We start from the raw sequence: 25,901 nt of genomic DNA, 5'->3' as shown, positions 1-25,901 counted from the left end.
TCCGGATGTCACGCCAAGCACCAACCCTCGGTCGTCTTGCGCGTGCCGGGTTCGACGACCTCTCCGCCGCGGCGGCACGACTCGAGTCGCTCGCGACCCTGACCGGTCTCGACGAGGAGCACCTGCTCGTCGCCTTCGCGAACGCCGCGGATCCCGACGAGGCGCTCGTCGCCACCGAGCGGTTGCACGCCCGTGCGCCGCACGAGGTCGCCGCGGTGCTCGCGCCCGAGGCCTCAGCCGACCGGTTCGCCCGTCTCGTCGGGGGCTCACGGGGATTCGCGGACTTCCTGCTGCGGCATCCGTCGGAGATGGCGCTGCTGCAAGAGGTCCCCGGCCCGCCTCTGTCGGCCGACGAGGCGCGCGGCCTGCTGCTCTCGACGGTCGAGGGCGCATGGTCCGCGGCGCCCGGTTCGCAGGATCGCGTCGCCTCGGCACTGCGCGTGCGCTACCGCAGCCTGCTCGCACGCATCGCGGTGTACGACTTCACGAGGGTCGACGCGGTCGACGCCGTCGAGACCGTCGCCGCCGGACTCGCCGACCTCGCCGGTGCCACGCTCGATGCGGCGTTGGCTGCGGCGCGCCTGGTCGCCTCGCGCGTCCCCGGCACGCCCGCGGCGCCGGGCATGTTCCCGGCGGCCGAGGTCGAGGCATCCGCGCTGGCGATCATCGGCATGGGCAAGGCAGGCGCCCGCGAGCTCAACTACGTCAGCGACGTCGACGTGATCTTCGTGGGGGAGTCGGCCGACGACGCGGTCGTCTCGAGTGCGCGTGCGATCGAGATCGCCACTCGCCTCGCGATGCTCACGATGCGCATCATCTCCGAGCCCGGCATCGAGCCGCCGCTCTGGGAGGTCGACGCCAATCTCCGGCCCGAGGGCAAGGACGGCGCGCTCGTGCGCACGTTGGAGTCGCACCTGCAGTACTACGACCGGTGGGCCAAGAGCTGGGAGTTCCAGGCCCTGCTGAAGGCGCGACCGCTCGCAGGCGACCCCGACCTCGGCGCGCGCTACGCGGCGGGGGTTGCGCCCAAGGTCTGGACGAGCTCGGGCCGCGACGGATTCGTCGAGTCCGTGCAGCGCATGCGCGAGCGCGTCTCCGAGCACATCCCGGCCGACGAGGTCGGCGTGCAGCTGAAGCTCGGTCCGGGCGGCCTTCGCGACATCGAGTTCACGGTGCAGCTGCTGCAGCTCGTGCACGGGGCATCGGATGACGCCATCCACCAGCGGGGCACGCTGCCCGCCCTCGAGGCGCTGGCCGACAACGGCTACGTCGGACGCGAGGAGGCCGCCGAGTTCTCGCGGGACTACCGACTGCTTCGCGTGCTCGAGCACCGCCTGCAGATGGAACGCCTGCGCCGCACCCACCTCATGCCGCGCGACCCCGCCGGCCTCCGACGGCTCGCGCGCGCTTCGGGCATCGCGCCGGACGCGGCGCGCCTCACCGAGGTCTGGCAGGCGACCCGCCAGCGCGTGCGCGGCCTGCACGAGCGCCTGTTCTACCGGCCGCTGCTCTCAGCGGTCGCCGCTCTGCCGGCGTCGGGCCTCGAGCTCACGAGCGCACAGGCCGAGGCGCGCCTCGCCGCGATCGGGTTCCGCGATCCCAAGGGTGCGCTCGCGCACATCGGCGCGCTGACCTCCGGGGTCTCACGGCGCGCTCAGATCCAGCGCAATCTCATGCCCGTGCTCATCTCGTGGTTCGCCGAGGGCACCGATCCCGACTTCGGCATGCTGTCCTTCCGCCGTCTGAGCGACACGCTCGGCACGACGCACTGGTATCTCGGGCTGCTCCGCGATTCATCCGATGCAGCGCTCAACCTGACGAAGGTGCTCACGGGTTCGCGATACGCGGCGAAGCTCCTCGAGCGCAGCCCCGAGGCCGTGGCGTGGCTCGAAGACCTCGACGAGCTGCGCCCTCGCTCGCTCGACGCACTTCGCGCCGAGACCGGTGCCGTGCTGCAACGGCACACCGACCCCGAGGCCGCGGCCAAGATCTTCCGCGCGATCCGTCGACGCGAGGTGCTCCGGCTCGCCCTGGCGGCGATCCTCGACGTCTGCACGGTGCAGGAACTCGGGTGGGCGCTGAGCGACCTCACCGAGAACCACATCGCCGCGCTCGTGTCCGCGATCCGCGGCGAGGCGCCCGACGGCATCGAGTTCGCCGTGATCGGCATGGGGCGGTTCGGCGGTCGAGAGCTCGGCATCAGCAGCGACGCCGACATCATCTACGTCTATCGGGCGACGGATGCGGCACCCGACGCCGCGCACTCGCGGGCGTTGCGCATCGTCGCCGACCTGGTGCGGCTGAGCGAAGACGCACGACTGCCGTTCGAACTCGACGCCGACCTGCGGCCGGAGGGGCGCAACGGCGTCGTCGCGCGCTCGCTCGACGCCTATCGGGCCTACTACGCGCGCTGGTCGCTCACCTGGGAGGCCCAGGCGCTGCTGCGTGCGCGGGGGGTCGCGGGCGACGCCGCGCTGCTCGCCGACTTCGCCGAGCTCGCCGACACCGTGCGGTACCCCGAGCAGATCTCCGAGCGCGACGTGCGCGAGGTCAAGCGCATCAAGGCCCGCGTGGAGAACGAGCGCCTGCCGCAGGGCGCTGACCCCACGCGCCACCTCAAGCTCGGACGCGGATCCCTGAGCGACGTCGAATGGTACGTGCAGTTGCTGCAGCTCGAGCACGCCGCAGAGGTGCCCGCGTTGCGGACGACGTCGACGCTCGACGCCCTCGACGCGGCCGTCGAGCAGCACCTCGTCACCGCCCCCGACGCCGAGACGCTGCGCAGCGCATGGGTGCTCGCGTCGCGAGCGCGCTCGGCGCTGACGCTGTGGCTCGAACGCACGAGCGACGTGCTGCCGGTCGAGCGCACCCAGCTCGAGGGCGTGGCCCGGATCATGGGCTACCCGCCCGGCTCGGCATCGCAACTCGAGAGCGACTACCTCGGGGTCACGCGACGTGCGCGCGCGGTGTTCGAGCGCGGCTTCTACGGCGAGGAGCAGCAGCGACGCGAGCCCACCACCGGCTGAGCACGAGGCCCACCCCGTCCCACGACTGTCACGGGGCGCCCGCTTCGGCTAGGCGTACTTCGAGACCTGCGGGCGGAATCGTGACTCTGACGGCCCGAAGTCGATGCGCTTGACTGCCTCGAGGATCTTGGCGGCTCGTTGTGCTTCACCTTGAGCGTGTGCGGCGGCCGTGTCGTCGAGTGCGCGCTGTTCTGCGCGAGCTCGAGTGCCGATGTCGAACAGCACCTCACCGATGAGCGAGGCGAGCCCCCCGGAGAGCTCCGCGAGACTGGTGTGCCCGATGACGAGACGCCGATCGACCGGCTTCAGGGTCACGTGCGCATAGCCTTCGTCGCGCAAGGTCGCCCCCACGTTCGGCGCAGCCAGCATCGTCAACTCCGCCGGTGTCGGCCGCCGACTGAAGACGGCTGAGACGCTGTAGTGGTCGGGCTCCTCGGGCGTGCCGAGCGTGGAAGGCAGTTCGTTGACCAGGACGTGCGTGACGCAGAAGTGATCGTCAACGGCGGGATGCGAGGTGGGGGACATCATGACCTGGTCTCGTGCGAGGTTGCAGCCCATGACACACGGGCGCGGTCTGCCCGGGGGGTTCCGCTGTCGGGATCATCTCCGACGTGCGTCCAGAACCGGTTGTCACGAACTCCGGCCTGCAGTGCTCTGCGGCGAACAGCAGACGCGCGAGGCGCCGGGCTTTGCTGAGTGTCCTTCATTTTCAGAGCATGGACGCCCAACATGTGCTCGCTCACAGGTTGAACCCCACAAGGCAGGCGGCGGGCCCGAGACGGCGCTGAAGAAACCATCCTCGATGCTCGCCACTTGCCGAGCGTAGACGCAGAGAACCCCCGCCGGGGCGACCTGGCGGGGGTTCTCGTGGGACTCGTGCGGACTATCTGCGGACGAGGGGGAGGGGGGTTCGCAGAAACACCCGGTCAGAGCCGCTTCTTCATCAGACGCCGTAGTAGAGCTCGAACTCGAACGGGTGCGGACGCTGAGCCAGCGGCTTCAGCTCCTTCTCGCGCTTGTAGTCGATCCAGGTCTCGATGAGCTCCTTGGTGAACACGCCGCCCTCGAGGAGGAAGTCGTGGTCGGCCTCGAGCGCGTCGAGCACGGCGTCGAGCGAACCCGGCACCTGGGGGATCGTCTTGGCCTCCTCGGGCGGGAGCTCGTAGAGGTCCTTGTCGACGGGCTCGTGCGGCTCGATGCGGTTCTTGATGCCGTCGAGGCCGGCCATGAGCTGCGCGGCGAACGCGAGGTACGGGTTGCCCGAGGCATCCGGCGCACGGAACTCGATGCGCTTGGCCTTGGGGTTGGTGCCCGTGATCGGGATGCGGATCGCAGCCGAGCGGTTGCCCGCCGAGTAGACCAGGTTGACGGGGGCCTCGAAGCCGGGCACGAGGCGGTGGTACGAGTTCACCGTCGGGTTCGTGAAGGCGAGCACGGCGGGAGCGTGCTTGAGGAGGCCGCCGATGTACCAGCGGGCCAGGTCGGAGAGGCCGCCGTAGCCGGCCTCGTCGTAGAACAGCGGCTTGCCCTCGCTCCAGAGCGACTGGTGCGTGTGCATGCCAGAGCCGTTGTCGCCGAAGAGCGGCTTCGGCATGAACGTGGCGGACTTGCCCCACTGCTCGGACGTGTTCTTGACGATGTACTTGAACTTCAGGATGTCGTCGGCCGCGTGCACCATCGTGTCGAAGCGGTAGTTGATCTCCTGCTGGCCACCCGTGCCGACCTCGTGGTGCGAGCGCTCGAGCACGAAGCCCGCCTCGATGAGGTTCAGCGTGATGTCGTCGCGCAGGTCGGCGGTCTTGTCGATCGGGCTGACCGGGAAGTAGCCGCCCTTGTAGGGGGTCTTGTTGCCGAGGTTGCCGCCCTCTTCGGTGCGGCCCGAGTTCCAGGCGCCCTCGTCGGAGTCGACCGAGTAGAAGCTCGAGTGCTGGTTGACCTCGTAGCGCACATCGTCGAAGATGTAGAACTCGGCCTCGGGGGCGAAGAACGCGGTGTCGGCGATGCCGGTCGAGGCGAGGTACTTCTCGGCCTTCTTGGCGACCTGACGCGGGTCCTTCGAGTAGATCTCGCCGTTGCGCGGGTTGTAGATGTCGAAGATCATCACCAGCGTGCGCGCAGTGCGGAACTGGTCGATGTACGCGGTCGTCACATCGGGGATGAGCTGCATGTCCGACTCGTGGATGTTCGCGAACCCGCGAATCGAGGAGCCGTCGAAGAGCTGGCCGACCGTGAAGAACTCCTCGTCGACAGTCGACGCCGGGATGTTGAAGTGCTGCTGCACACCCGGGAGGTCGGTGAAGCGGATGTCGAGGAACTTGACATCCGTCTCCTTGATGAACTTGAGCACTTCAGAGGAATCACTGAACATGGGGTGGTATCTCCAAGGGGGCGAGTTGAACCGGCGAGGCCGGACGGACGTGCACAGCCGTAGTCGACCGTACCGAGTGGTGGTTACCCGGCCGTGACGCCATTGTTTCAGACGTGTTACGCAGCGCACGGCTCGGTAGAATCGACGGATGCCTGACGCGACGCCCACGACCTTCGGCCAACTCGAACCCAGCCGGTGGCCGGGCGAGCGGCTCGGGCTCCCCGACGAGGGGCCGAACTCGGTCGCGCGCGTCGGTCGCCGCATCGCGGCGATCGTCATCGACTGGGGCGTCGCGATCCTGATCGCCCTGCTCTTCGCGCCCTACAGCTCGCTGCTGCACTCGTGGCTGACGCTCGGCATCTTCGTCATCATGCAGGTCCTGTTCATCCCGACCATCGGCGGCAGCGTCGGGCACCGGCTCATGGGCCTGCGCATCATCCCGATCGCCGGCGGATGGGTCGGCCTCTGGCGCCCGGTCGTGCGCACCCTGCTGCTCGCGATCGTCGTGCCCGCGCTCGTCTGGGACTCCGACCAGCGCGGCTTCCACGACAAGGTCGCCGGCACGGTGCTCGTGCGGGCCTGAGCCGCATCGACGGAGACCGGGCCGCCGCACATCGCTGAAGCGCAGCTCCGACGAACGGCTCCGACGAACGGCGGCTCGGGGCATCCGGAGTCCGAGTCCTCGCCTGAGACCACGAACGCGGTACCCGACCAGGTCGGATGCCGCGTTTCGGCGTGGGTGGGTACGGTCAGCGCATCTTGCCGCGCTGCGGGCGCGCCTTCATGGGGTCGATGCCCTTCGGGATCGGCAGGGCGCTCTGCAGCGAGTTGAGGCGGTTGGACACCGCGAGCACCTCGGGCTTGGTCAGCGAGCGCTTGATCTTGCGCAGGGCGGCGGGCAGTCGGTGCAGCTCGACCTCGCCTTCGTCGTGGCCGACGGCGATGAGCGTGATCGGCACGTTGGGCAGCACGCGGGCGATCTTGCGCTTCTCGTCGTCGAGCATGCGCTGCGTCCGGGTCTGCGGGCCCTCGCTGATGAGCGCGACGCCGCCGCGGCCGACCGAGCGGTACACCGCGTCCTGGGTCTTGCCGTTCACGGCGACGGGCATCTCATTGCCGATCCAGCCCCCGCGGAGGCCGCTGCGGAGCACCGCGCCGACCGCACCCGGCTGACCGTCGATCTGCGCGTAGGCGGCACGCTCGGCACGCCTTCCGAGGACGATGAGGGCGAGCAGCAGGCCCGCGAGCACGCCGGCCACGATCCAGAGCGCGATCGTGAAGCCGTTGCCCTCGCTCAGCCAGAGCGCGAGCCCGAGCCCGACGATCACGGGAGCGAGGAACACGAGCAGCATGAGCCACTGCGCGTTCGGGTCGTAGCGGCGGGTCATCTGGAAGACCTGCCACATCTGCTTCAGACGCCCGGGCTCCTTCGGAGTGGACGAATCCTTGGTGCGTGCCATGTGCACAAGGATACCGGCGCGCGGGGCAGCCTCCGACCGCGTTCTCGGAGGGCGGAGGCTGCTTCCGGATGCCTCAGCCGACCGCCTGCGCGAAGCCCAGCGACGGGTCGGCCAGATGCGCCAGTTCGTCGGGCAGGGGGCGCCCCTTCGCGTGCATCGACTGGGCCCAGAGACGACCGGCGCGGTAGGAGGAGCGCACGAGCGGGCCCGCGAGCACGCCGAGGAACCCCATCTGCTCGGCCTCGGCCTTGAGCTCGACGAACTCCTCGGGGCGGACCCACCGCGCCACGGGCAGGTGCCGCGGGCTCGGCCGGAGGTACTGCGTGATCGTGATGATGTCGGTGCCGGCCTCGTGCAGGTCGCGCAGCGCCTGGGAGACCTCGGCGCGGTCCTCGCCCATGCCGAGGATGAGGTTCGACTTGGTGATGAGGCCTGCGTCGCGACCCTGGGTGATGACGTCGAGCGACCGCTCGTAGCGGAACGCCGGCCTGATGCGCTTGAAGATGCGCGGCACGGTCTCGACGTTGTGCGCGAAGACCTCGGGCGCGGCGTCGAAGACCTGCCGAAGCAGGTCCGGCTCGCCGTTGAAGTCGGGGACCAGGATCTCGACCCCGGTGCCCGGCGACTGGCGGTGGATCTCGCGGATGGTCTCGGCGTAGAGCCAGGCGCCGCCGTCGGGAAGATCGTCCCGCGCGACTCCGGTGACGGTCGAGTAGCGCAGCTGCATGCGCTCGACCGATTCAGCGACGCGACGCGGCTCGTCGACGTCGTAGTCGGCCGGCTTGCCCGTGTCGATCTGGCAGAAGTCGCAGCGACGCGTGCACTGCGAACCGCCGATGAGGAAGGTCGCCTCGCGATCCTCCCAGCACTCGTAGATGTTGGGGCAGCCCGCCTCCTGGCAGACGGTGTGCAGCTCCTCGCTCTTCACGAGCGTCTGAAGTTGGCGGAACTCGGGCCCCATCTTCGCCCGGGTCTTGATCCACTCGGGCTTGCGTTCGATCGGAGTCTGGGCGTTGCGGACTTCGAGGCGCAGCATGCGGCGCCCGTCGGGTGCGGTGCTCATGCGGCGATCGCCGCCTCGAACTCGGCGCGGAACCGGGCCGTCACGGTGTCGATGACGTCGGCGGGGGAGACCTCACGACCGAGTTCGCGCGAGATCGTCGTGACCCCCGCATCGCGGATGCCGCACGCGACGATGCGGGTGTAGGGATCGAGCGAGTTCGAGCAGTTGAGCGCGAAGCCGTGCATGGTGACCCCCTCGGCGACCCTGATGCCGATCGCGGCGATCTTCTCTTCGAGCCCGGCCGGGCCGACCCACACCCCCGATCGACCGTCGACCCGGTGGCCGTCGATGCCGTGGTCGGCGAGCACGTCGATGAGCACGGCCTCGAGGCGGCGCACGTAGCCGACGACGTCGATCGGCTCCGCCAGGCGCAGGATCGGATAGCCGACGAGTTGCCCTGGTCCGTGCCAGGTGATCTTGCCGCCGCGGTCGACATCGATGACGGGGGTGCCGTCGGTCGGCCGCTCCTCGGGAGCTGTTCGCTTTCCCGCGGTGTAGACGGAGTGGTGCTCCAGAAGGAGGACGGTGTCGGGGCGTTCGCCCCCGACGACCGCGCGATGGACGGCGCGCTGAAGGTCGAGACCCTCGATGTACGGCACGGAGTTGGCGCTTAGCCCCGCGACGACGAAGTCGAGCATGACCCCAGTGTAGGCATGGATGCCGCGTGGTGCCGCTCATGGTCGGGTGCGGCCTTCGTGCGACTCGTCCTCCCCAGCCGACGGTCGGCGCAGGACCGTGCGGTCGGACAGCGGCCGCGGCGTGACACGCCGCTCGCACGGGCGACGGTGGAGGGATGAGCGGATGGCTGATGCGCGGGCGTGCAGGGCGGGACGAGGGGCGTGCGGATGTCGACGCCGATCCGCTCGCGACCGTGGGTTCCGGCGTCGCCGGGTACCGCATCATCCGCCGGATCGGCAGCGGGGGGCGGGCAGAGGTGTTCCTCGCCACCCTCCGGCAGGCGGAGACGTCGACCCACGACCGGGGTCCGGCCGACATCGGCCACCCGGACGCCCCGTCGGCGACGCCTGTCGAATCCCCGCTCGTGGTCGTGCGGATCTACCGCGACGAGGTCGACGATCGCTCGATCGCCTGCGAGCTCGATGCGATGCACGCGGCTCCTGAATCCGGCATGCCGGCGCTGTTCGACGTCGCGACGTCGGCTGCGGGGGAGCGGGTCGCGGTGGTCGAGCGCATCGGAGGGGTCGGCGTCGCGCAGCTGATCCACGACCGACGTCTCGAGCCTGGCGAAGCGGTGACCCTCGTCGCGCCGGTCGTCGCCGGGGTCGCACGGCTCGCCGCCGCCGGCTTCGTGCACACACGGTTGTCGCCGGGCGACGTGCTGCTCGACGCGACCGGACGACCTCGCCTGCTCGGCCTCGGAGCGCTCCGGCGCCTGCCGTCCGACGACCCGGCTGCGGCCTACGCGTTCCGTCGCGACGGCCTCGCGGCGCTCACCGACTACATCGATCAGGTCGTCGCCGCAGTGCGGCCGGCCGGCGTCTTCGACGGAGCCCTCCGGCTCGCCCGCGCCTCGCTCGAGGCGCGCCCCTTCGTGCCCTTCGAGGCGGAGCTCGAGCGCGCACTGTTCGCCGCCGCCTCGCCGGCCCCGGTTGCCGGACTCCCGCCCGTGCGAGAGGCCCGGCTGCCGACGCGCATGCTCGCGCCCCTCCGATCCGATCCGGCCGCACCCGAACCGGCGCCTCGCGTCGGCGTGCGCAGCGCCGCGCGATCGGGCGTCGCGGGCAGCATGATCGAGCTCGCAGAACTGCCGCCGACGGTGCTCGAGCAGTTGGCCGAGTCGGCGGACACCGACCGGATCGGCGAGGTCCGACGTCGAGCATCGAGGTGGTTCTCGGCCCGTCGCCGACCGCTCGTGGTCGCGGCGCTCGTCGGTGCCGCCGCACTCGTGCTCCTGCTGACGGCCGTGCCGTCCGACGAGGCGGGCGGCGTCGGCGGAGGGGCTGCGGGTGAGCCGGATCCCGGCTCGGCGTCGGCCGGGGTCCCGTCGGACGATGGCGCACTCCTCGAGGAGCCAGCGGCTGCTGCGGCCGGGGATTCCGCGGAGGACCCCGCACCCGATGACACCGGCACGCGCGACGCGCTCGACGGCGCCGCGGGTGACGACCCGGTGCTGGCGGCGCGCGGCCTGCTCGAGGCGCGCGAGGCGTGCTTCGCCGACCTCGATCCGGCATGCCTCGCGACCTACGTGCAGGCGGGTTCGCCGCTCGAGGACGCGGACTGGAACCTCATGCTCGCGGCGCGCGACGGCGGCAGCGGCATCCGCGCACTCGATCTCGACCGCATCGAGGTCGTGACCGAGATGGGCGCGGCCGTGCTCGTGCGCGTCGCGGGGCCCGCAGATGCAGAACCGGCCTCGCTCCTCATGGTGAGGAACGAGGCCGGTTGGCGTCTGCGCGAGATCTTCGACTAGATGCCGAGGTCGGCCTCGAAGTCGCCTGACTCGAGACGGTCCTTGACGGCCGTCAGGAACCGTGCGGCGTCTGCGCCGTCGATCGTACGGTGGTCGTACGAGAGGGCCAGGTAGACCATCGACCGCACGGCGATCGCCTCGGAGCCGTCGGTCGTGACCACGACCGGTCGCTTGACGACGATGCCGGTGCCGAGGATCGCGGACTGCGGCAGGAAGACGACGGGAGTGTCGAACAGCGCGCCGCGCGAACCGGTGTTGGTCAGCGTGAAGGTGCCGCCCGAGAGTTCGTCGGGCTTCAGCTGGTTGTTGCGCGTGCGGTCTGCGAGGTCGGCGATCTGCGCTGCGAGGCCGGCGATGTCGAGGTCGCCCGCGTTGCGGATGACCGGCGTGAGCAAGCCGCGCTCGGTGTCGACCGCGATGCTCAGGTTCTCCTGGGCCGGGTAGACGATGGCGTCGCCGTCGACCGTCGAATTGATGATCGGGAAGGCCTGCAGAGCCTCTGCGGTCGCGAGCGCGAAGAACGGCAGGAAGCTGAGCTTGTTGCCCGTCTTCGCGAGGAAGTCGCCCTTGACCTTGTCGCGCAGGCGCGCGACCTTGGTCACGTCGACCTCGACGACCGAGGTGAGCTGTGCGGTCGACTGCATCGAGACGACCGCGCGCTCGGCGACGACCTTGCGCAGACGCGTCATCGGAACGGTCGTGCCGCGCAGCGGCGAGGGCTCGAGCGGCGTCCGTGCCGGTGCCGCAGCGGCGGCCGGTGCGGCGTTCGCCGAGATGACGTCCTGCTTGCGGATACGGCCGCCGACGCCCGTGCCGGTGACGCTGGCGAGGTCGACGCCCTGCTCGTTGGCGAGCTTGCGCACGATGGGCGTGACGTAACCGGGTGCGCCGGCGTGCGATCCGGGCGCAGCCGGAGCGGCGGGTGCGGCAGTGGGTGCCTCGACCGGTGCCGGTGCGACAGGTGCTGCCGGAGCGGCTGCGGGGGCTTCGACGGGTGCCGGTGCGGCGGGCGCTGCCGGAGCGGCAGGCGCAGCAGCGGGTGCCTCGACCGGTGCCGGTGCCGGTGCAGCAGGTGCTGCCGGAGCCTCGACGGGTGCCGGTGCGGCGGGTGCTGCCGGTGCGGCTGCGGGTGCCTCGACCGGTGCCGGTGCGGCGGGCGCTTCCGGGGCAGGCGCGGGCGCCTCGACGGGGGCGGGGGCCTCGGCGGCGGGCGCCTCGGCGGGTGCCGCAGCGGCGGAGCCGTCGCCGATGGTCACGAGTGCCGTGCCGACCTCGACGGTCTCGTCCTCCTGGACGAGGATCGCCTCGATGACACCGGCGACCGGCGACGGGATCTCGGTGTCGACCTTGTCGGTCGAGACCTCGAGCAGCGGCTCGTCGACCTCGACACGGTCTCCCACGTTCTTCAGCCAGCGGGTGACCGTGCCCTCTGTGACACTCTCACCGAGTGCCGGGAGGCTGACGGATTCGCTCATGCGCTTGTCTCCTTCACAGCGTTGGGACGCTTCTAGCTTATTGCAGTCGTATTGGGGGTTGCAGGATCAGAGCGCGTGCAGCGGCTTGCCCGCGAGCTTCAGGAACGCCTCGCCGAGCGCCTCGTTCTGCGTGGGGTGCGCGTGGATGAACGGGGCGACGTCTTCGGGGTAGGCCTCCCAGTTCACCGCAAGCTGCGCCTCGCCGATCAGCTCGCCGACGCGGCCGCCGATCATGTGCACGCCGACGATGGGACCGTCGTTGACGCGGACGACCTTGATCGACCCGCTCGTCTCGAGGATGTGGCTCTTGCCGTTGCCGGCGAGGTTGTACTCGTAGGACGAGACCTGGTCGGCGCCGAACTTCTCGCCGGCCTTCGCCTCGGTGTAGCCGATGGAGGCGATCTCGGGCTCGCAGTACGTGACCTTCGGGATGTTCACGTCTTCGACGACGATCGGGGCGAGGCCCGCGATCTCTTCGGCCACGAAGATGCCCTGCTGGAATCCGCGGTGCGCGAGCTGGAGGCCGGGCACGATGTCGCCGACGGCGTAGACGCCGGGCACGTTGGTCGCGAGGCGCTCGTCGGTGAGCACGAAGCCGCGGTCCATGGCGATGCCGGCCTCTTCGTAGCCGAGACCCGCGGTGACGGGGCCGCGGCCGACGGCGACGAGCAGCAGCTCGGCCTCGACGGTGTCGCCGTTCTCGAGCGTCACGACGACGCCGTTCTCGTGCTGGGTGACCGACTGGAAGCGGACGCCGAGCTTGTAGTCGATGCCGCGCTTGCGGAACGCCCGCTCGAGCTGCTTGGAGATCGACTCCTCCTCGTTCGGGACGAGGTGGGGGAGCGCCTCGATGATCGTGACCTCGGCGCCGAACGACTTCCAGACGCTCGCGAACTCGACGCCGATGACACCGCCGCCGAGCACGGCGACCTTGCCGGGCACGAAGTCGAGCTCGAGCGCCTGCTCGCTCGTGATCACGCGGCCGCCGATCTCGAGGCCGGGGAGCGAGCGGGAGTAGGAGCCCGTCGCGAGGATCACGTTCTTGCCGATGATGCGCTGGTCGCCGACCTGCACGGCGTTGGGCGCGACGAGTCGGCCCTCGCCCTCGATGACGGTGATGCCGCGAGCCTTGACCAAGCCCTGCAGACCCTTGAACTTGCTCGAGACGATGCCCTCGCGGTAGGCGGTCACGCCGGCGACGTCGATGCCCTCGAACGTCGCGCGCACGCCGAACCTGGCGGACTCGCGCGTGTGCTCCGCGATCTCGGCCGCGTGGAGCAGGGCCTTGGTGGGGATGCAGCCGCGGTGCAGGCACGTGCCGCCGAGCTTGTCCTTCTCGATGAGGCCGACCGTGAAGCCGAGCTGTACGGCGCGCAGTGCGGCCGCATAGCCGCCACTGCCTCCACCGAGGATGACGATGTCGAAGTTCTGCTCGGACAAACCGGATTCTCCCTTGCGCGCCTGTTCTGCGACACGGACTGCCCCGGGAGCGTGACCTGGGGCAGAGTGAAGGGCGAGGATCTCGCCCATACGACCTTACTACCCGGCGGCGAGGTCCTCGCCCAGCGCGACGAGCGTGCGGACGCCGATCGCGGTGCCGCCCGATCCGGTGTGCCCCCAGGCTCCACCCGTGTTGAACGAGGGGCCCGCGATGTCCAGGTGCGCCCACGGGATCCGCTCGGCCGAGTCCTCGCGGCGACCCACGAACTCGCGCAGGAACACGCCGGCGACGAGCATGCCGGGGATGGTCGTGCCGAGCCGGGTGTTGGCGAGGTCGGCGACATCCGACTTCAGGTTCGCCTTCAGGTAGCCGGGCAGCGGCATCGGCCAGAAGGCCTCGTCGACCGACTCGGCCGCATCGCGCACGCGCGCGACCAGGGCGTCGTCGCCCATCAGCCCGCCCAGCCGATGGCCGAGCGCGACGACCTGCGCGCCCGTGAGGGTCGCGACGTCGACGATGGCGTCGGGCTGCTCCTCGCTCGCGGCGACGAGGCCGTCGGCCAGCACGAGGCGGCCCTCGGCATCCGTGTTCAGCACCTCGACGGTCTTGCCGCCCCGGATACGGAGCACGTCGTTGGGGCGGATCGCCGTGCCCGAGGGCATGTTCTCGGCGAGGCACAGCCACGCGGTGACCTTGACCGGCGTCTCGAGCGCGGCGAGTGCGAGCAGTGCGGAGAGCACGGTCGCCGCGCCCGCCATGTCGGACTTCATGCCGACCATCGAGTTGCCGGGCTTCAGCGAGAGGCCGCCCGAGTCGAAGGTGATGCCCTTGCCGACGAGCGCGAGGTGCTTGGCGGCTCCGGCAGGGGCGTACTCGAGGCGCACGAGCCGCGGGCCGCGGACCGATCCCTGCCCGACCCCGAGGATGCCGCCGAACCCGTCGGACTCGAGCGCCTCCTCGTCCCACACGGTCGAGGTCACGCCGGCGGCGTCGGCCGCGTTCACCGCGATCTCCGCGAGGCGCGCGGGGGAGAGGTCGGCCGGCGCGGTGTTCACGAGGTCCTTCGTGCGGTCCACGGCTCGTGCGATCACGCGCACGCGTTCGACGTCCACCAGTGCGGCGGATGCCGCGGCGTGCAGGGTGACCACCGCGACGGGCGTCTTCGGCTCGGAGCGGTACGCGGTGAAGAGGTAGGCGCCGAGCGCGGCGCCCTCGAGCATCGCCTCGGCGGTGGCCGTGGCATCCGCGTCGTCGGGGATCGGGATCGGGACGACGACGGCGACGTGCCCGACGCCGGTGAGCTGGCGGACCGCGCTGCCGACGGCCAGGCGCAGCGCCGCGGCATCCGCTCGCTCGCCGGCACCGGCGACCGCGACGACGGCCGGGCCGTCGACCGACGACGGCAGGCGCACGAGGTCGTCGGCGGCGCCCGTCGCACCGAGGCCCGCGAGCAGCGGCCCGACCCATTCGTACCCGTCGATCTCGAGGAGCCGCGGGCCGTCGGCGGTGCTGACGGCCGTGAGGAGCACGACGTCGGCCTCGGAGGCGGTGGGCGGGAGATCGGTGACGCGGAGTTCGGGGACGCTCATGCTGCGAATGGTACGTGTTCGCTCTGAGCATCCGGTGGGATCGCCGAGACGGGCGGGAGCGTCGGGCCCGCTCAGTAGGCTTGACGTATGCGCGATCCACGTTCCCTCTACGAGCTGAACCCCGGCGTCGAAGTGCCGGCCGGGCTGCCGCTCGTCGCGGGTCTCACCGGGTTCGCCGATGCCGGAGCGGCCGTCGCGCAGACGACGGAGTTCCTGCTCGCCACGCTCGAGAACGTCGAGGTCGCCGTGTTCGACGCCGACGAGCTGCTCGACTATCGTGCGCGTCGTCCGATCATCCTCTTCGAGGAAGACCACATCACCGAGTACCGCCCGCCGCGCCTGCTGCTGTCGCTCGCGCGCGACGAGATCGGCCAGCAGTTCCTGCTCCTCACGGGCTACGAACCCGACTTCCAGTGGGAGCGGTTCGCGGCCGCGGTGCTGCAGGTGATCGAGCGCTTCCAGGTCTCCTCGACAACGTGGATCAACTCCATCCCCATGCCGGTGCCGCACACGCGCCCGATCAGCATGACCGTGAGCGGCAACCGCGCGGAGTTCGTCGAGGCGATGTCCGTGTGGCGGCCGACGACCGAGGCGCCGGCCAACGCCCTGCACCTGGTCGAGGTGCGGCTGCAGGAACTCGGGCACCCGGTCGCCGCGTTCGTGCTCCTCATCCCGCACTACCTGGGTGACACCGAGTATCCGGCTGCCGCGGTCGCGGCGATCGAGGCGGTCTCCGCGGCGACCGGCCGCATCCTCCCGACCGACAGCCTGCGCGAGGCCAACCGCGACTTCGTCTCCCGCATCGACGAGCAGGTCGCGGGCAACGGCGAGCTGGGCAAGCTCGTCGGCACGCTCGAAGAACGCCACGACACCTACATGCAGGAGAACTCGTTCCGGTCGCCCCTGACCGACGAAGGCGGCGAGCTCCCCTCGGCCGACGAGATCGCGGCCGAACTCGAGAAGTTCCTCGCGGTGCGTCGCCGGCACGACGACGAGTCTCCGCTCGGCGGCTGATCCGCCCGGTTCTCGTCGCCTGCATGAGCCATCCTCGGGAATGCGGATGCCGCGGCCGGCGTTGTCATGAGGGAGTCTGCGGGTGCCCGGGGCCGCGATCCGGGAGAAACGCGATGCCCGCGTGGACGTGAGGCGCAGTTGACGGCTGTATAATGGCAGAAGGACCCGTTCTGGTCCGCGGGCACGTTCGCGTGCCGAGGTCGCGGACTTGACATGGGTCCTCATAGTGTCCGAAAACGATCGGACCCACCACGAGCCGCGACCCCTGCCGGGCATGCGCCGTGCGATGTAGGAGAGGTTCAACCAATGGCAACGACGAAGGCTGCGACGTCCGCGAAGGACGAGGCCGAGAAGCCCGTCGCTCGTGCGACGGCTGCGAAGTCGACCACGGCCAAGGCCGGTGCGAAGACCACGACCGCGAGCAAGACGCCGCGGAAGACCACCGCGAAGGCGGCGACGAAGACCCGTGGCGCTGCGAAGGGCGCTGACGACGAAGGCGACGAGGAAGAGCTCGAAGTGGTCGACGTCGACGTCGACGTCGAGGTCGAGGGGGCCGAGGGCGGCGACGCCGCGGCATCCGACGACGACGAGAAGCCCGTCGCCGTCGAGCCGCACCCGACCGGTGCGCTCGTGCTGCGCGCGGTCGACGACGAAGACGAGGTGCCGGTCTACTCGAGTGCCATCACCGGCGCGACGGCCGACCCCGTCAAGGACTACCTGAAGCAGATCGGCAAGGTCGCCCTGCTCAACGCGGCCGAAGAGGTCGAGCTGGCGATGCGCATCGAGGCGGGCCTCTTCGCCGAAGAGAAGCTCTCGCACATGACCGACGCCGAGAAGCGCTCGCAGCTCGGTCGCGAGCTGCAGTGGGTCGCGAAAGACGGCCAGCGCGCGAAGAGCCACCTGCTCGGCGCCAACCTGCGCCTCGTGGTCTCGCTCGCCAAGCGCTACACGGGCCGAGGCATGCAGTTCCTCGACCTCATCCAGGAGGGCAACCTCGGCCTCATCCGCGCGGTCGAGAAGTTCGACTACACCAAGGGCTTCAAGTTCTCGACCTACGCGACGTGGTGGATCCGCCAAGCGATCACTCGCGCCATGGCCGACCAGGCGCGCACCATCCGCATCCCCGTGCACATGGTCGAGGTCATCAACAAGCTCGCCCGCGTGCAGCGGCAGATGCTGCAGGACCTCGGTCGCGAACCCACGCCCGAGGAGCTGAGCCGCGAACTCGACATGACCCCCGAGAAGGTCATCGAGGTGCAGAAGTACGGCCGTGAGCCCATCTCGCTGCACACGCCGCTCGGTGAAGACGGCGACAGCGAGTTCGGCGACCTGATCGAGGACACCGAGGCGGTCGTCCCGGCCGACGCGGTGGGCTTCACGATGCTGCAGAAGCAGCTCGAGTCGCTCCTCGACTCGCTCTCCGAGCGCGAGGCCGGCGTGATCCGCATGCGCTTCGGCCTCGGCGACGGCATGCCGAAGACCCTCGACCAGATCGGCGACACGTTCGGCGTCACGCGCGAGCGCATCCGCCAGATCGAGTCGAAGACGATGGCGAAGCTGCGCCACCCGTCGCGGTCGCAGTCGCTGCGCGACTACCTCGAGTAGGCCGCCGGTGTCCGCTGGTTCTCTTCGTTACGGGCCGGCGATCCTCGCCGGCAGACTCACCCGATTCGCCGCACGGCTGCGCAAGCCGGGCGGCGGATCGGCCGTTCCGGGGCTGGTCGTCAACCGCCTCGCGCCGGGCTACCTGAAGCGCACCCTGTCGGGCTTCCCGCAGGGGCTCGTGGTGGTGTCCGGATCGAGCGGCAAGTCGACGACCACGAAGATGCTGGTCGCGATCCTCCGCGCCCATGGCGTCGACGTGTTCACCAACCCCTCGACCGCCAACATCAGCCAGGGCCTCACCTCGGCCTTGCTCGAGCGCGCCGACTGGCTGGGCCGCGTACCCGGCGAGATGGCCGTGCTCGAGATGGACGAGGGCCACGGCGCGCTCGTCATGCAGGGGGTCGACGCCCGCACCGTGACGCTCATGAACGTCATGGTCGACCAGGTCGACCGCTTCCACGACTCCGAGATGGTCGCCGGCATGCTCGCGCGGATCGCGGCACGCGCGCAAGGGTCGGTCATCGTGAACGCCGACGACGCCTACCTCCAGCAGCTCGCGGCACGAGTCGGGGCGGATGTCGCGGTCGAGCGGTTCGGCGCCTCCGAGGCGGTCGTCGCCGCTGCACCCCGCGGCCTCGGCTACGCGAAGACGGCCGAGGCGCGGCTCGCCGAGGGCGAAGGCGTCCGGCTCGAGTCCGTCGACGGCCGGTCCGCGGTGATCGACGATCACGGCACTGCCGTGGCGATCACGCTTCCGGCTCGCGGCACCCACTACGGGGTCGATGCGACCGCGGCCTACACGACGGCGAAGTCGGTGCTCGGCGCCGGGTTCGACCGCGACGTCGCGGCGGCGGCGCTCAGCGCGATCCCCGCGGTCTTCGGGCGCGGCGAGCGCGTGCAGGTGCGCGGTCAGGAGGTCGATTTCGTGCTCGTGCAGAACACGGCGAGCTACCAGCTCAACGTCGACAGCATCGAGCCCGGCACCTCCGACATCCTCTTCGCGATCGGCTCCGACGTGCGCGACCCCTCGTACTTCTGGCCCGCCGACGCCTCGTCGCTCGGCCGGGTCTCGATCGTCAGCGGGTCCAAGGCCGCCGAGGCGGCGCTCATGCTCGCCTACGACGGCGTCGGGATCGACCGGGTCGAACCCGACCTCGCCCGGGCGGTCGACGAGTTCCTCGCGGCTCCCGCCCCGGCATCCGGAACGAAGACGATCGTCTTCTCGGCCGACTCGATGCGGCGCACGCGTGCGCACCTCGGACTCACTGGAGCGGAATGACCCTCACGATCGCGACGCTGCTGCCGTCGCTGCAGAACACCAACGGCGACGCCGAGAACGCAGCGGTGCTCGCGCAGCGCGCGACCTGGGCGGGCCTCGACGCGCGCGTGGTCGCGGTCGAGTCCCGCGACGACCTGCCCGACCACGTCGACGCGGTCGTCATCGGCTCGGGCACGGATGCCGCGCTCGAAGCCGCGCGAACCCGACTGCTCGAACTGCACGACGAGCTGCGCCGATGGGGCACCGAGGGTGTGCCGATCCTCGCCGTCGGAACCGGGTGGGAACTGCTCTCGTGGGGCATCGAACTGCCCGACGGCACGAACATCGAGGGGCTCGGCATCCTGCCGGGCCGCGCCGTGCCGCATCGCGAAGGGCGCATTACCGGCGATCTCGTCGTGGCCGAGCGCGGATCCCGTGAGCTGCTGGTCGGCTTCGAGAACCACGCGCGCGCCTACGTCGGCGCCGAGGGGTCGCCCCTCGGGAGGGTTCGTTCGGGTCAGGGCAACGCGCAGGGTTCCGGGCAGGAGGGCGTCGTCATGGGCGAGGTCATCGGCACGCACCTGCACGGACCCGTGCTCGCGAAGAACCCGGTGCTCGCCGACCGCATGCTGCGGGCCATGGCCGAACGCGCCGGGCTCGACTACTCGCCCGGAGAGCAGACGCTCGTCGTCGACGGCTACGCAGACGACGCGCGGCGTGCGCATCTGGCGGCAGCGGGCGTCGACACCGAATCCGTCGTGGCGTCATCCGTCGTTGCGCCCTCGTCGGCGAACGAAGCCTGACCGACGCGCACCATCGATCGCGTCCGCACGAACGACGAACGCCCCCGGGAGTCCTCCCGGGGGCGTTCGCGTTTCGAAGGCGTCGTGCTAGGCGCGCTCGTCCAGCCGCGACGACTCGTCGTGCCAGCTGTGCGCGATCTGCGAGAGCTTCTCCTGGTGCTTGCGCCCGTGGTGGGCGCAGAAGAGCAGCTCGCCGGTGCCCACCACCACGCGGATGTAGGCCTGGGCGCCGCACGCATCACAGCGGTCGAGGGCCGTGAGCTCGTACGGGGTCTCGAGTGCATCGACCGCACCGTCGGTTTCGGTGTACTGCGTCATGGCTCCTCCTCCTGGCTCACTGCGCGAAATCCGTTCATCAATGTAAACACGTCTTCGGCGGTGATCCTTCCGTTCCGTCGGGCATTTCGCTCACCGCGTAGCGCCTGCACGCGAGGGTCGGTGGCGCTCAGTAGGCTTGTGCGACGTGAGCTCCGACTATTCCGCCCGCCATCTCTCCGTGCTCGAGGGCCTCGAGGCCGTGCGCAAGCGACCAGGCATGTACATCGGCTCGACCGACTCCCGCGGTCTCATGCACTGCCTCTGGGAGATCATCGACAACTCGGTCGACGAGGCGCTCGCCGGGCACGGCAGCGAGATCGGCGTGCGCCTGCACCCCGACGGCAGCGTCGAGGTGCGCGACCGCGCCCGCGGCATCCCCGTCGACATCGAGCCGAAGACCGGGCTGTCGGGCGTCGAGGTCGTCTTCACCAAGCTCCACGCGGGCGGCAAGTTCGGGTCCGGCTCCTACGCGGCATCCGGCGGCCTGCACGGCGTCGGCGCCTCGGTCGTGAACGCCCTGTCGGAGCGCCTCGACGTCGAGGTCGATCGCGACGGCAAGACCTGGGCCATGTCGTTCCACCGCGGTGAGCCCGGCATCTTCGCCGATTCGGGGTCGCCGTCGCCCGACGCGCCGTTCACGCCCTTCGAAGACCGCAGCGAGCTCCGCGTCGTCGGCAAGGTCGCCAAGGGCGTCACGGGCACGCGCATCCGCTACTGGGCCGACCGGCAGATCTTCACCAAGGGCGCCGAGTTCCAGTCCGACGACCTCACCGCGCGGGCACGTCAGACCGCGTTCCTCGTACCGGGGCTCGCGATCGACGTGACCGATGAGCGCGGCGAGGTGCCCCACACCACGTCCTTCCAGTTCGAGGGCGGCATCTCGGAGTTCGTCGATCACCTCGCGGCCGACTCGGCGCTCACCGACGTGTGGCGACTCACGGGCGTCGGCTCGTTCACCGAGACCGTGCCGGTGCTGACCGAGGGCGGCGCGATGGTGCCGACCGAGCTCAAGCGCGAGTGCGCCGTCGACATCGCGTTGCGCTGGGGCACGGGCTACGACACCGTCGTCAAGTCCTTCGTGAACATCATCGCCACGCCCAAGGGCGGCACCCACCAGACCGGGTTCGACCAAGGGCTGCTCAAGTTCCTGCGTCAGCAGGTCGAGCAGAACGCGCGCCGCCTGAAGGCCGGCAGCGACAAGCTCGAGAAGGACGACGTGCTCGCAGGGCTCACCGCGGTCATCACCGTGCGCTTGCCCGAGCCGCAGTTCGAGGGCCAGACCAAAGAGGTCCTCGGCACGCCCGCAGTCCGAGCGATCGTCTCGAACGTGCTCTCGAAAGAACTCGGCCTCCGCTTCACGTCGACCAAGCGCGACGACAAGGCGCAGTCCGCGCTGCTGCTCGACAAGGTCGTCGCCGAGATGAAGTCGCGCATCTCCGCCCGCGCCCACAAAGAGACCCAGCGTCGAAAGAACGCGCTCGAGAGCTCGTCGCTCCCGGCGAAGCTCGTCGACTGCCGGTCGACGGATGTCGCGCACAGCGAGCTGTTCATCGTCGAGGGCGACTCGGCGCTCGGCACCGCCAAGCTCGCGCGCGACAGCGAGCACCAGGCGCTGCTGCCGATCCGCGGCAAGATCCTCAACGTGCAGAAGGCGAGCGTCTCCGACATGCTCGGCAATGCCGAGTGCGCGTCGATCATCCAGGTGATCGGAGCCGGTTCGGGTCGGAGCTTCGACATCGCGACCGCGCGATACGGCAAGGTCATCCTGATGGCCGACGCCGACGTCGACGGCGCGCACATCCGCACCCTGCTGTTGACGTTGTTCTTCCGGTACATGCGCCCGATGATCGAAGAGGGACGCGTGTTCGCCGCGGTCCCGCCGCTGCATCGCGTGATCGTGATGAATCCTGGCTCGAAGCCCAACGAGACGATCTACACCTACTCCGAGGCCGAGCTGAACGGCGTGCTGACCGGACTCGATCGGCAGAAGAAGCGGTACCAGGACCCGATCCAGCGTTACAAGGGACTCGGTGAGATGGACGCCGACCAGTTGGCGACCACGACCATGGATCGGCGTCAGCGCACGCTCCGTCGCGTCGGACTCGGCGATGCCGAGGCGGCCGGACGCGTCTTCGAGCTTCTCATGGGCAACGAGGTCGCGCCGCGCAAGGAGTTCATCGTGTCGAGCGCGGACGCGCTCGAACGCGATCGCATCGACGCCTGACCGACTGGCCAGGTGAGACGAACGAACGCGGCGGCCGTGAGGCCCGCCGCGTTCGTTCGTTCGGTGGTGTCTACTCGATGCGCGTGCCGATCGCGGCGACGTGCGCTTCGAGCGGCTGGCCCGACGCATCGCGCTTGGCGCCCGAATCCGGCAGCTGACGGGCCGAACCGTCTGCGGCGACCGCGAGCGCCGGCGCCGGGCCGACCCAGGCGAGGTGCAGGGCGTCCTCGCCCTTGAGGAACCGTTGCGCCCGCACGCCGCCGGTCGCGCGGCCCTTGCCGGGGAACTCCGCGAACTCGCTGACCTTCGCGCTGCCGGAATCGACGCCGAGGAGGGTGTCGTTGCTCGCGGCGATCGTGACCACGACGGACGTGTCGAGGCGCTCGGCGGGCAGGCTCGTGAAGTGGATCGCGTGCGCGCCTGCGCTGAGCTTGACACCTGCCATGCCGCCGGCTGGGCACCCCTGGGGGCGAACGGACGCGGCCGCGAAGTGCAGCAGCTGCGCATCGGAGGCGACGAAGACGAGTTCGTCGGTCTCGCCGCCCTGCACCGCGCCGATGACCTCGTCGCCGGCCTTCAGGCCGATGACCTCGAACTCGGGCTTGTTGGGATACGCGCCGGTGGAGACTCGCTTGACGATGCCCTGCTTGGTGCCGAGCACGATCGAGCGATCAGAGGTGAGCGACACGAGGGCGAGCACCTTCTCGTCGCGGTTCGGCAGCGCGAGGTATTCGCCGATCTTGACGCCGGCACCGAGCTGGACCGAACTCGGCGGCAGCATGGGGAGTTCCATCGGCGTGAACCGGATGAGCCGGCCCAGGTTCGTGACCGCGCCGATCTCGGAGCGGCTCGTCGTCTCGAGCGTCGAGCGGATCGCGTCGTGCTTGCTGCGTCGCGCCGGCACCGTGATCGCGGGAACGCCGTTCTCTGTGGGGGAGAGGTCGACGCGGGCGATTCGCCCGGTCGCCGAGAGGAACAGCTTGCACGGTACGTCGGCGAGTTCGAGCACCGCTGCGGCCCGCTTCGCCGCCGCGGTCGTCGCGATGGGTCGGGCATCGGTCAGGAGCGTGCGACGCGGGGTTCCGTACTTCTCGGCGATCTCGCCGAGCTCGTCGGAGACGAGGAGCTCGATGCGATGGCGGCTCGCGAGCAGCATCTCGAGCTCCGCGATCTCGGCCCGCAGCTTGTCGCGCTCGGCCTCGAGTTCGATGCGCGAGAACTTCGTCAGGCGACGCAGCTGCAGCTCGAGGATGTAGTCGGTCTGCACGAGGCTGAGGTCGAAGACCTCCATGAGGCGCGTGCGTGCGGCCGCCGTGTCGTCGCTCGAGCGGATGACCTGGATGACCTCGTCGATGTCGAGGATCGCGATCAGCAGGCCGTCGACGAGGTGGAGGCGCTCCTGCCGCCGTGCGAGGCGGTACTGCGAGCGACGCGTGACGACCGAGATGCGGTGGTCGACGTAGACCTGCAGGAGCTCGCGCAGACCGAGGGTCTGCGGCCCGCCGTTCACGAGTGCGACGTTGTTGATGTTGAAGGAGTCCTCGAGCGGCGTGAGGCGGTAGAGCTGTTCGAGCACCGCGTCGGGACTGAAGCCCGTCTTGATGCCGATGACCAGCCGCAGGCCGTTGGTGCGGTCGGTGAGGTCGGTGACGTCGGAGATGCCGCTGATCTTCTTGGCGTTGACGCCGTCCTTGATCTTCTCGATGACCTTCTCGGGGCCGACGAGGTAGGGCAGCTCGGTGACGACGAGCCCGGTCTTGCGGGCGGTGATCGACTCGATGCTGACCTTCGCGCGCGTCTTGAAGCTGCCGCGGCCCGTGGCGTAGGCGTCGCGGATGCCAGCGAGGCCGACGATCGTGCCGCCCGATGGAAGGTCGGGCGCGGGCACGAACTCCATGAGCTCGTCGAGCGTCGCGTCGGGGTTCGCGATCAGGTGGCGAGCGGCCGCGACGACCTCGATGAGGTTGTGCGGCGCCATGTTGGTCGCCATGCCGACGGCGATGCCGCTCGCGCCGTTCACGAGCAGGTTCGGGTAGGCGGCGGGCAGCACGGCCGGCTGCATGAACTGGTTGTCGTAGTTCGGCACGAAGTCGACGACGTCCTCGTCGAGGCCGTCGTTCATCGCGATCGCGGCCGCGGTGAGCCGCGCCTCGGTGTAGCGGGATGCAGCCGGGCCGTCGTCGAGCGAACCGAAGTTGCCGTGCCCGTCGACGAGCGGGACGCGAAGGGTGAAGGCCTGCGCCATGCGCACGAGCGTGTCGTAGATCGCGGTGTCGCCGTGGGGGTGGTACTTGCCCATGACCTCGCCGACGACGCGCGAGGACTTGACGTGCCCGCGGTCGGGGCGCAGGCCCATCTCGTTCATGCCGAAGAGGATGCGTCGTTGCACGGGCTTGAGTCCGTCGCGCGCGTCGGGCAGCGCGCGCGAGTAGATCACGGAGTACGCGTACTCGAGGAACGAGCCCTGCATCTCGGTGGCGACGTCGACGTCTTCGATGCGTTCGACGATCGGTTCTTCAGCGGGCGGGTTCTTGGCTCGGGTCATCCGTGTTCTCTGCTGCTGGCGGCGTGGGGTGCACGCGGGAACGAAGGGCGCGCCCTGCCTGTGCGAGACTGGGCGCGATGCCTGCCATGCTACCGGTGCCCACCGACGCCGTTCCGCGCCCCACCGGGGTGATGGGCAGTTCGCTCGCCAGCCTCACGGGCGTCGGGAACCCGTTCGGGCTGCCCGCGGCATCCGGCGTCGTGGTCGTGGTGGTCGACGGGCTCGGCGCCTCGAACCTGCAGGCGCGGGCCGGGCACGCCCGGTTCCTGTCGTCGCGCATGGCCAAGCGCGACGTGATCCGCACGGTGCTCCCGTCGACCACCGCCGCGGCGCTCGCGAGCCTGACGACCGGTCGGCTGCCCGGGGAGCACGGACTCGTCGGCTACCGGGCGCTCGACGCCGCCAACGATCGACTCGTCAACCAGTTGAGCGGGTGGGATGCCGCGATGGTGCCCGAGACGTGGCAGCGCTGCCCGACGATCTTCGAGCAGGCCTCCGACCGCGGCATCGAGACCTTCGCGATCGGTGCCGCGCGGTACGCCGACTCGGGGTTCACCCGTGCCGTGCTGCGGGGCGCCGAGTACCGGGTCGCGGCGTCGATCGAGGACCGCTTCGCCGAGGCGCTCGACCTGCTGAACGGCGGCCCCGAGCGACTCGTCTACCTCTACGTGCCCGAACTCGATCAGGCGTCGCACGCGCACGGCTGGGAGTCCGACCGCTGGTTGGGGCTGCTCGAACAGGTCGACGCCGAGATCGCCGCCTTCGAGCAGCGGATGCCGCGGACGGCCGGACTCCTCGTCACGGCCGACCACGGCGTGGTCGACGTGCCGGCCCACCGCCACGTGCTGATCGACTCGCGACCGGACCTCGTCGACGGCGTCCGGCACGTCGGAGGCGAGCCCCGGTTCCTCTCCCTGTACCTGGAGCCCGACCTCGGCGCGGGGGAGCGGGCGGCCATGCTCGACCGATGGCGCGAGGCCGAGGGGCACCGTGCGTGGGTGCTCTCCCGCGACGAGGCGATCGACGCGGGCGTGTACGGACCCGTCGACGACGACGTGCGGCCCCGCATCGGGGACATCCTCGTCGCCGCCCGAGCCGGCATCGCCTATTACGACGCCCGCGAGCCCGATCGCAGGGCCGAGTCGATGATCGGGCAGCACGGCTCGCTCACCGATGAGGAGACGCGGGTGCCGCTCGTCAGGGGCGGCGCGTTCCGACGGGCATGACGACGCGTGCACCGGGCGTCGCGACATCCGCTCGGTGATGCCGAAGACGGCCGGG

Annotated in this window: 19 protein-coding genes; 9 read left to right on the top strand and 10 right to left on the bottom strand. The window is 70.2% G+C overall.

The features are described from left to right. Window positions 1-5 precede the first annotated feature (5 nt). Entirely contained in the window at window positions 6-3,026 is a 3,021-nt protein-coding gene (locus tag BM342_RS11515) for a bifunctional [glutamine synthetase] adenylyltransferase/[glutamine synthetase]-adenylyl-L-tyrosine phosphorylase (RefSeq protein ID WP_092965828.1), read from the top strand. A gap of 48 nt (window positions 3,027-3,074) precedes the next feature. Here BM342_RS11515 and BM342_RS11510 read toward each other — a convergent pair whose 3' ends face one another. Continuing rightward, on the bottom strand, window positions 3,075-3,554 hold the full coding sequence (locus BM342_RS11510; protein ID WP_143109845.1) for a hypothetical protein: 480 nt from the start codon (window positions 3,552-3,554) through the stop codon (window positions 3,075-3,077). Window positions 3,555-3,969: 415 nt separating this feature from the next. Then, window positions 3,970-5,394 (bottom strand): type I glutamate--ammonia ligase, encoded by a 1,425-nt coding sequence (gene glnA, locus BM342_RS11505; RefSeq protein WP_092965824.1) that lies wholly within the window; start codon window positions 5,392-5,394, stop codon window positions 3,970-3,972. 148 nt (window positions 5,395-5,542) lie between these two features. Here glnA and BM342_RS11500 point away from each other — a divergent pair, with 148 nt between their 5' ends. After that, on the top strand, window positions 5,543-5,977 hold the full coding sequence (locus BM342_RS11500) for an RDD family protein (protein WP_092965822.1): 435 nt from the start codon (window positions 5,543-5,545) through the stop codon (window positions 5,975-5,977). 166 nt (window positions 5,978-6,143) lie between these two features. Here the strand turns inward: BM342_RS11500 and BM342_RS11495 are convergent, their stop codons facing one another. The 3 genes from BM342_RS11495 to lipB all read right to left on the bottom strand — a co-directional run bounded on the left by BM342_RS11495 (window position 6,144) and on the right by lipB (window position 8,555). Next, window positions 6,144-6,854: a DUF4191 domain-containing protein gene (locus BM342_RS11495; protein WP_092965820.1), complete on the bottom strand. Its 711-nt coding sequence runs from the start codon at window positions 6,852-6,854 to the stop codon at window positions 6,144-6,146. 73 nt (window positions 6,855-6,927) lie between these two features. Further along, complete coding sequence (gene lipA, locus BM342_RS11490; RefSeq protein ID WP_092965818.1) at window positions 6,928-7,917, bottom strand: lipoyl synthase; 990 nt, start codon at window positions 7,915-7,917, stop codon at window positions 6,928-6,930. After that, the gene (gene lipB / locus BM342_RS11485) at window positions 7,914-8,555 is read right to left on the bottom strand and encodes a lipoyl(octanoyl) transferase LipB (protein ID WP_092965816.1); all 642 of its coding nucleotides are present in this window, start codon (window positions 8,553-8,555) and stop codon (window positions 7,914-7,916) included. The genes lipA and lipB overlap by 4 nt, the downstream gene beginning before the upstream one ends. A gap of 155 nt (window positions 8,556-8,710) precedes the next feature. Between lipB and BM342_RS11480 the strand changes: the two genes are divergently transcribed. Then, complete coding sequence (locus BM342_RS11480) at window positions 8,711-10,348, top strand: hypothetical protein (protein WP_092965814.1); 1,638 nt, start codon at window positions 8,711-8,713, stop codon at window positions 10,346-10,348. Here the strand turns inward: BM342_RS11480 and sucB are convergent. From sucB to BM342_RS11465, 3 genes are all read right to left on the bottom strand, one after another. Further along, a complete protein-coding gene (gene sucB, locus BM342_RS11475; RefSeq protein ID WP_092965812.1) occupies window positions 10,345-11,823 on the bottom strand; it encodes a 2-oxoglutarate dehydrogenase, E2 component, dihydrolipoamide succinyltransferase in 1,479 nt (492 codons plus the stop codon). The two genes, BM342_RS11480 and sucB, sit on opposite strands and share 4 nt — an antisense overlap. A gap of 66 nt (window positions 11,824-11,889) precedes the next feature. Further along, entirely contained in the window at window positions 11,890-13,263 is a 1,374-nt protein-coding gene (gene lpdA, locus BM342_RS11470; protein ID WP_092965810.1) for a dihydrolipoyl dehydrogenase, read from the bottom strand. A gap of 99 nt (window positions 13,264-13,362) precedes the next feature. Then, window positions 13,363-14,853 (bottom strand): leucyl aminopeptidase, encoded by a 1,491-nt coding sequence (locus BM342_RS11465; RefSeq protein WP_092965808.1) that lies wholly within the window; start codon window positions 14,851-14,853, stop codon window positions 13,363-13,365. A gap of 87 nt (window positions 14,854-14,940) precedes the next feature. On the opposite strand from BM342_RS11465, the gene BM342_RS11460 reads away from it, so the two are divergent. From BM342_RS11460 to BM342_RS11445, 4 genes are all read left to right on the top strand, one after another. Further along, the gene (locus tag BM342_RS11460; protein ID WP_092965806.1) at window positions 14,941-15,867 is read left to right on the top strand and encodes a proteasome assembly chaperone family protein; all 927 of its coding nucleotides are present in this window, start codon (window positions 14,941-14,943) and stop codon (window positions 15,865-15,867) included. Between the two features lie 306 nt (window positions 15,868-16,173). Then, a complete protein-coding gene (locus BM342_RS11455) occupies window positions 16,174-17,472 on the top strand; it encodes an RNA polymerase sigma factor (protein ID WP_092965804.1) in 1,299 nt (432 codons plus the stop codon). A gap of 7 nt (window positions 17,473-17,479) precedes the next feature. Further along, a complete protein-coding gene (locus tag BM342_RS11450) occupies window positions 17,480-18,751 on the top strand; it encodes a Mur ligase family protein (protein WP_092965802.1) in 1,272 nt (423 codons plus the stop codon). After that, complete coding sequence (locus tag BM342_RS11445; protein WP_092965800.1) at window positions 18,748-19,533, top strand: type 1 glutamine amidotransferase; 786 nt, start codon at window positions 18,748-18,750, stop codon at window positions 19,531-19,533. The genes BM342_RS11450 and BM342_RS11445 overlap by 4 nt, the downstream gene beginning before the upstream one ends. A gap of 87 nt (window positions 19,534-19,620) precedes the next feature. Here the strand turns inward: BM342_RS11445 and BM342_RS11440 are convergent, their stop codons facing one another. Further along, window positions 19,621-19,851 (bottom strand): DUF7455 domain-containing protein, encoded by a 231-nt coding sequence (locus tag BM342_RS11440; protein ID WP_092965798.1) that lies wholly within the window; start codon window positions 19,849-19,851, stop codon window positions 19,621-19,623. Window positions 19,852-19,996: 145 nt separating this feature from the next. Here BM342_RS11440 and BM342_RS11435 point away from each other — a divergent pair, with 145 nt between their 5' ends. Beyond that, window positions 19,997-22,075, top strand: coding sequence for a DNA gyrase/topoisomerase IV subunit B (locus BM342_RS11435; protein WP_092965796.1), 2,079 nt, complete (start codon window positions 19,997-19,999; stop codon window positions 22,073-22,075). A gap of 70 nt (window positions 22,076-22,145) precedes the next feature. On the opposite strand, the gene BM342_RS11430 is transcribed toward BM342_RS11435, so the two are convergent. Next, the gene (locus BM342_RS11430) at window positions 22,146-24,620 is read right to left on the bottom strand and encodes a DNA gyrase/topoisomerase IV subunit A (protein ID WP_092965794.1); all 2,475 of its coding nucleotides are present in this window, start codon (window positions 24,618-24,620) and stop codon (window positions 22,146-22,148) included. Window positions 24,621-24,697: 77 nt separating this feature from the next. On the opposite strand from BM342_RS11430, the gene BM342_RS11425 reads away from it, so the two are divergent. Further along, complete coding sequence (locus BM342_RS11425) at window positions 24,698-25,846, top strand: alkaline phosphatase family protein (RefSeq protein ID WP_255368703.1); 1,149 nt, start codon at window positions 24,698-24,700, stop codon at window positions 25,844-25,846. The last annotated feature ends 55 nt before the right edge of the window (window positions 25,847-25,901 follow it).

Origin of the sequence: Agromyces sp. CF514 (genome assembly GCF_900113185.1) — a bacterium.
Lineage (GTDB): Bacteria > Actinomycetota > Actinomycetes > Actinomycetales > Microbacteriaceae > Agromyces.
Note: the sequence above shows the minus strand (reverse complement) of the source record. Positions and strands in the feature narration are given on the sequence as shown.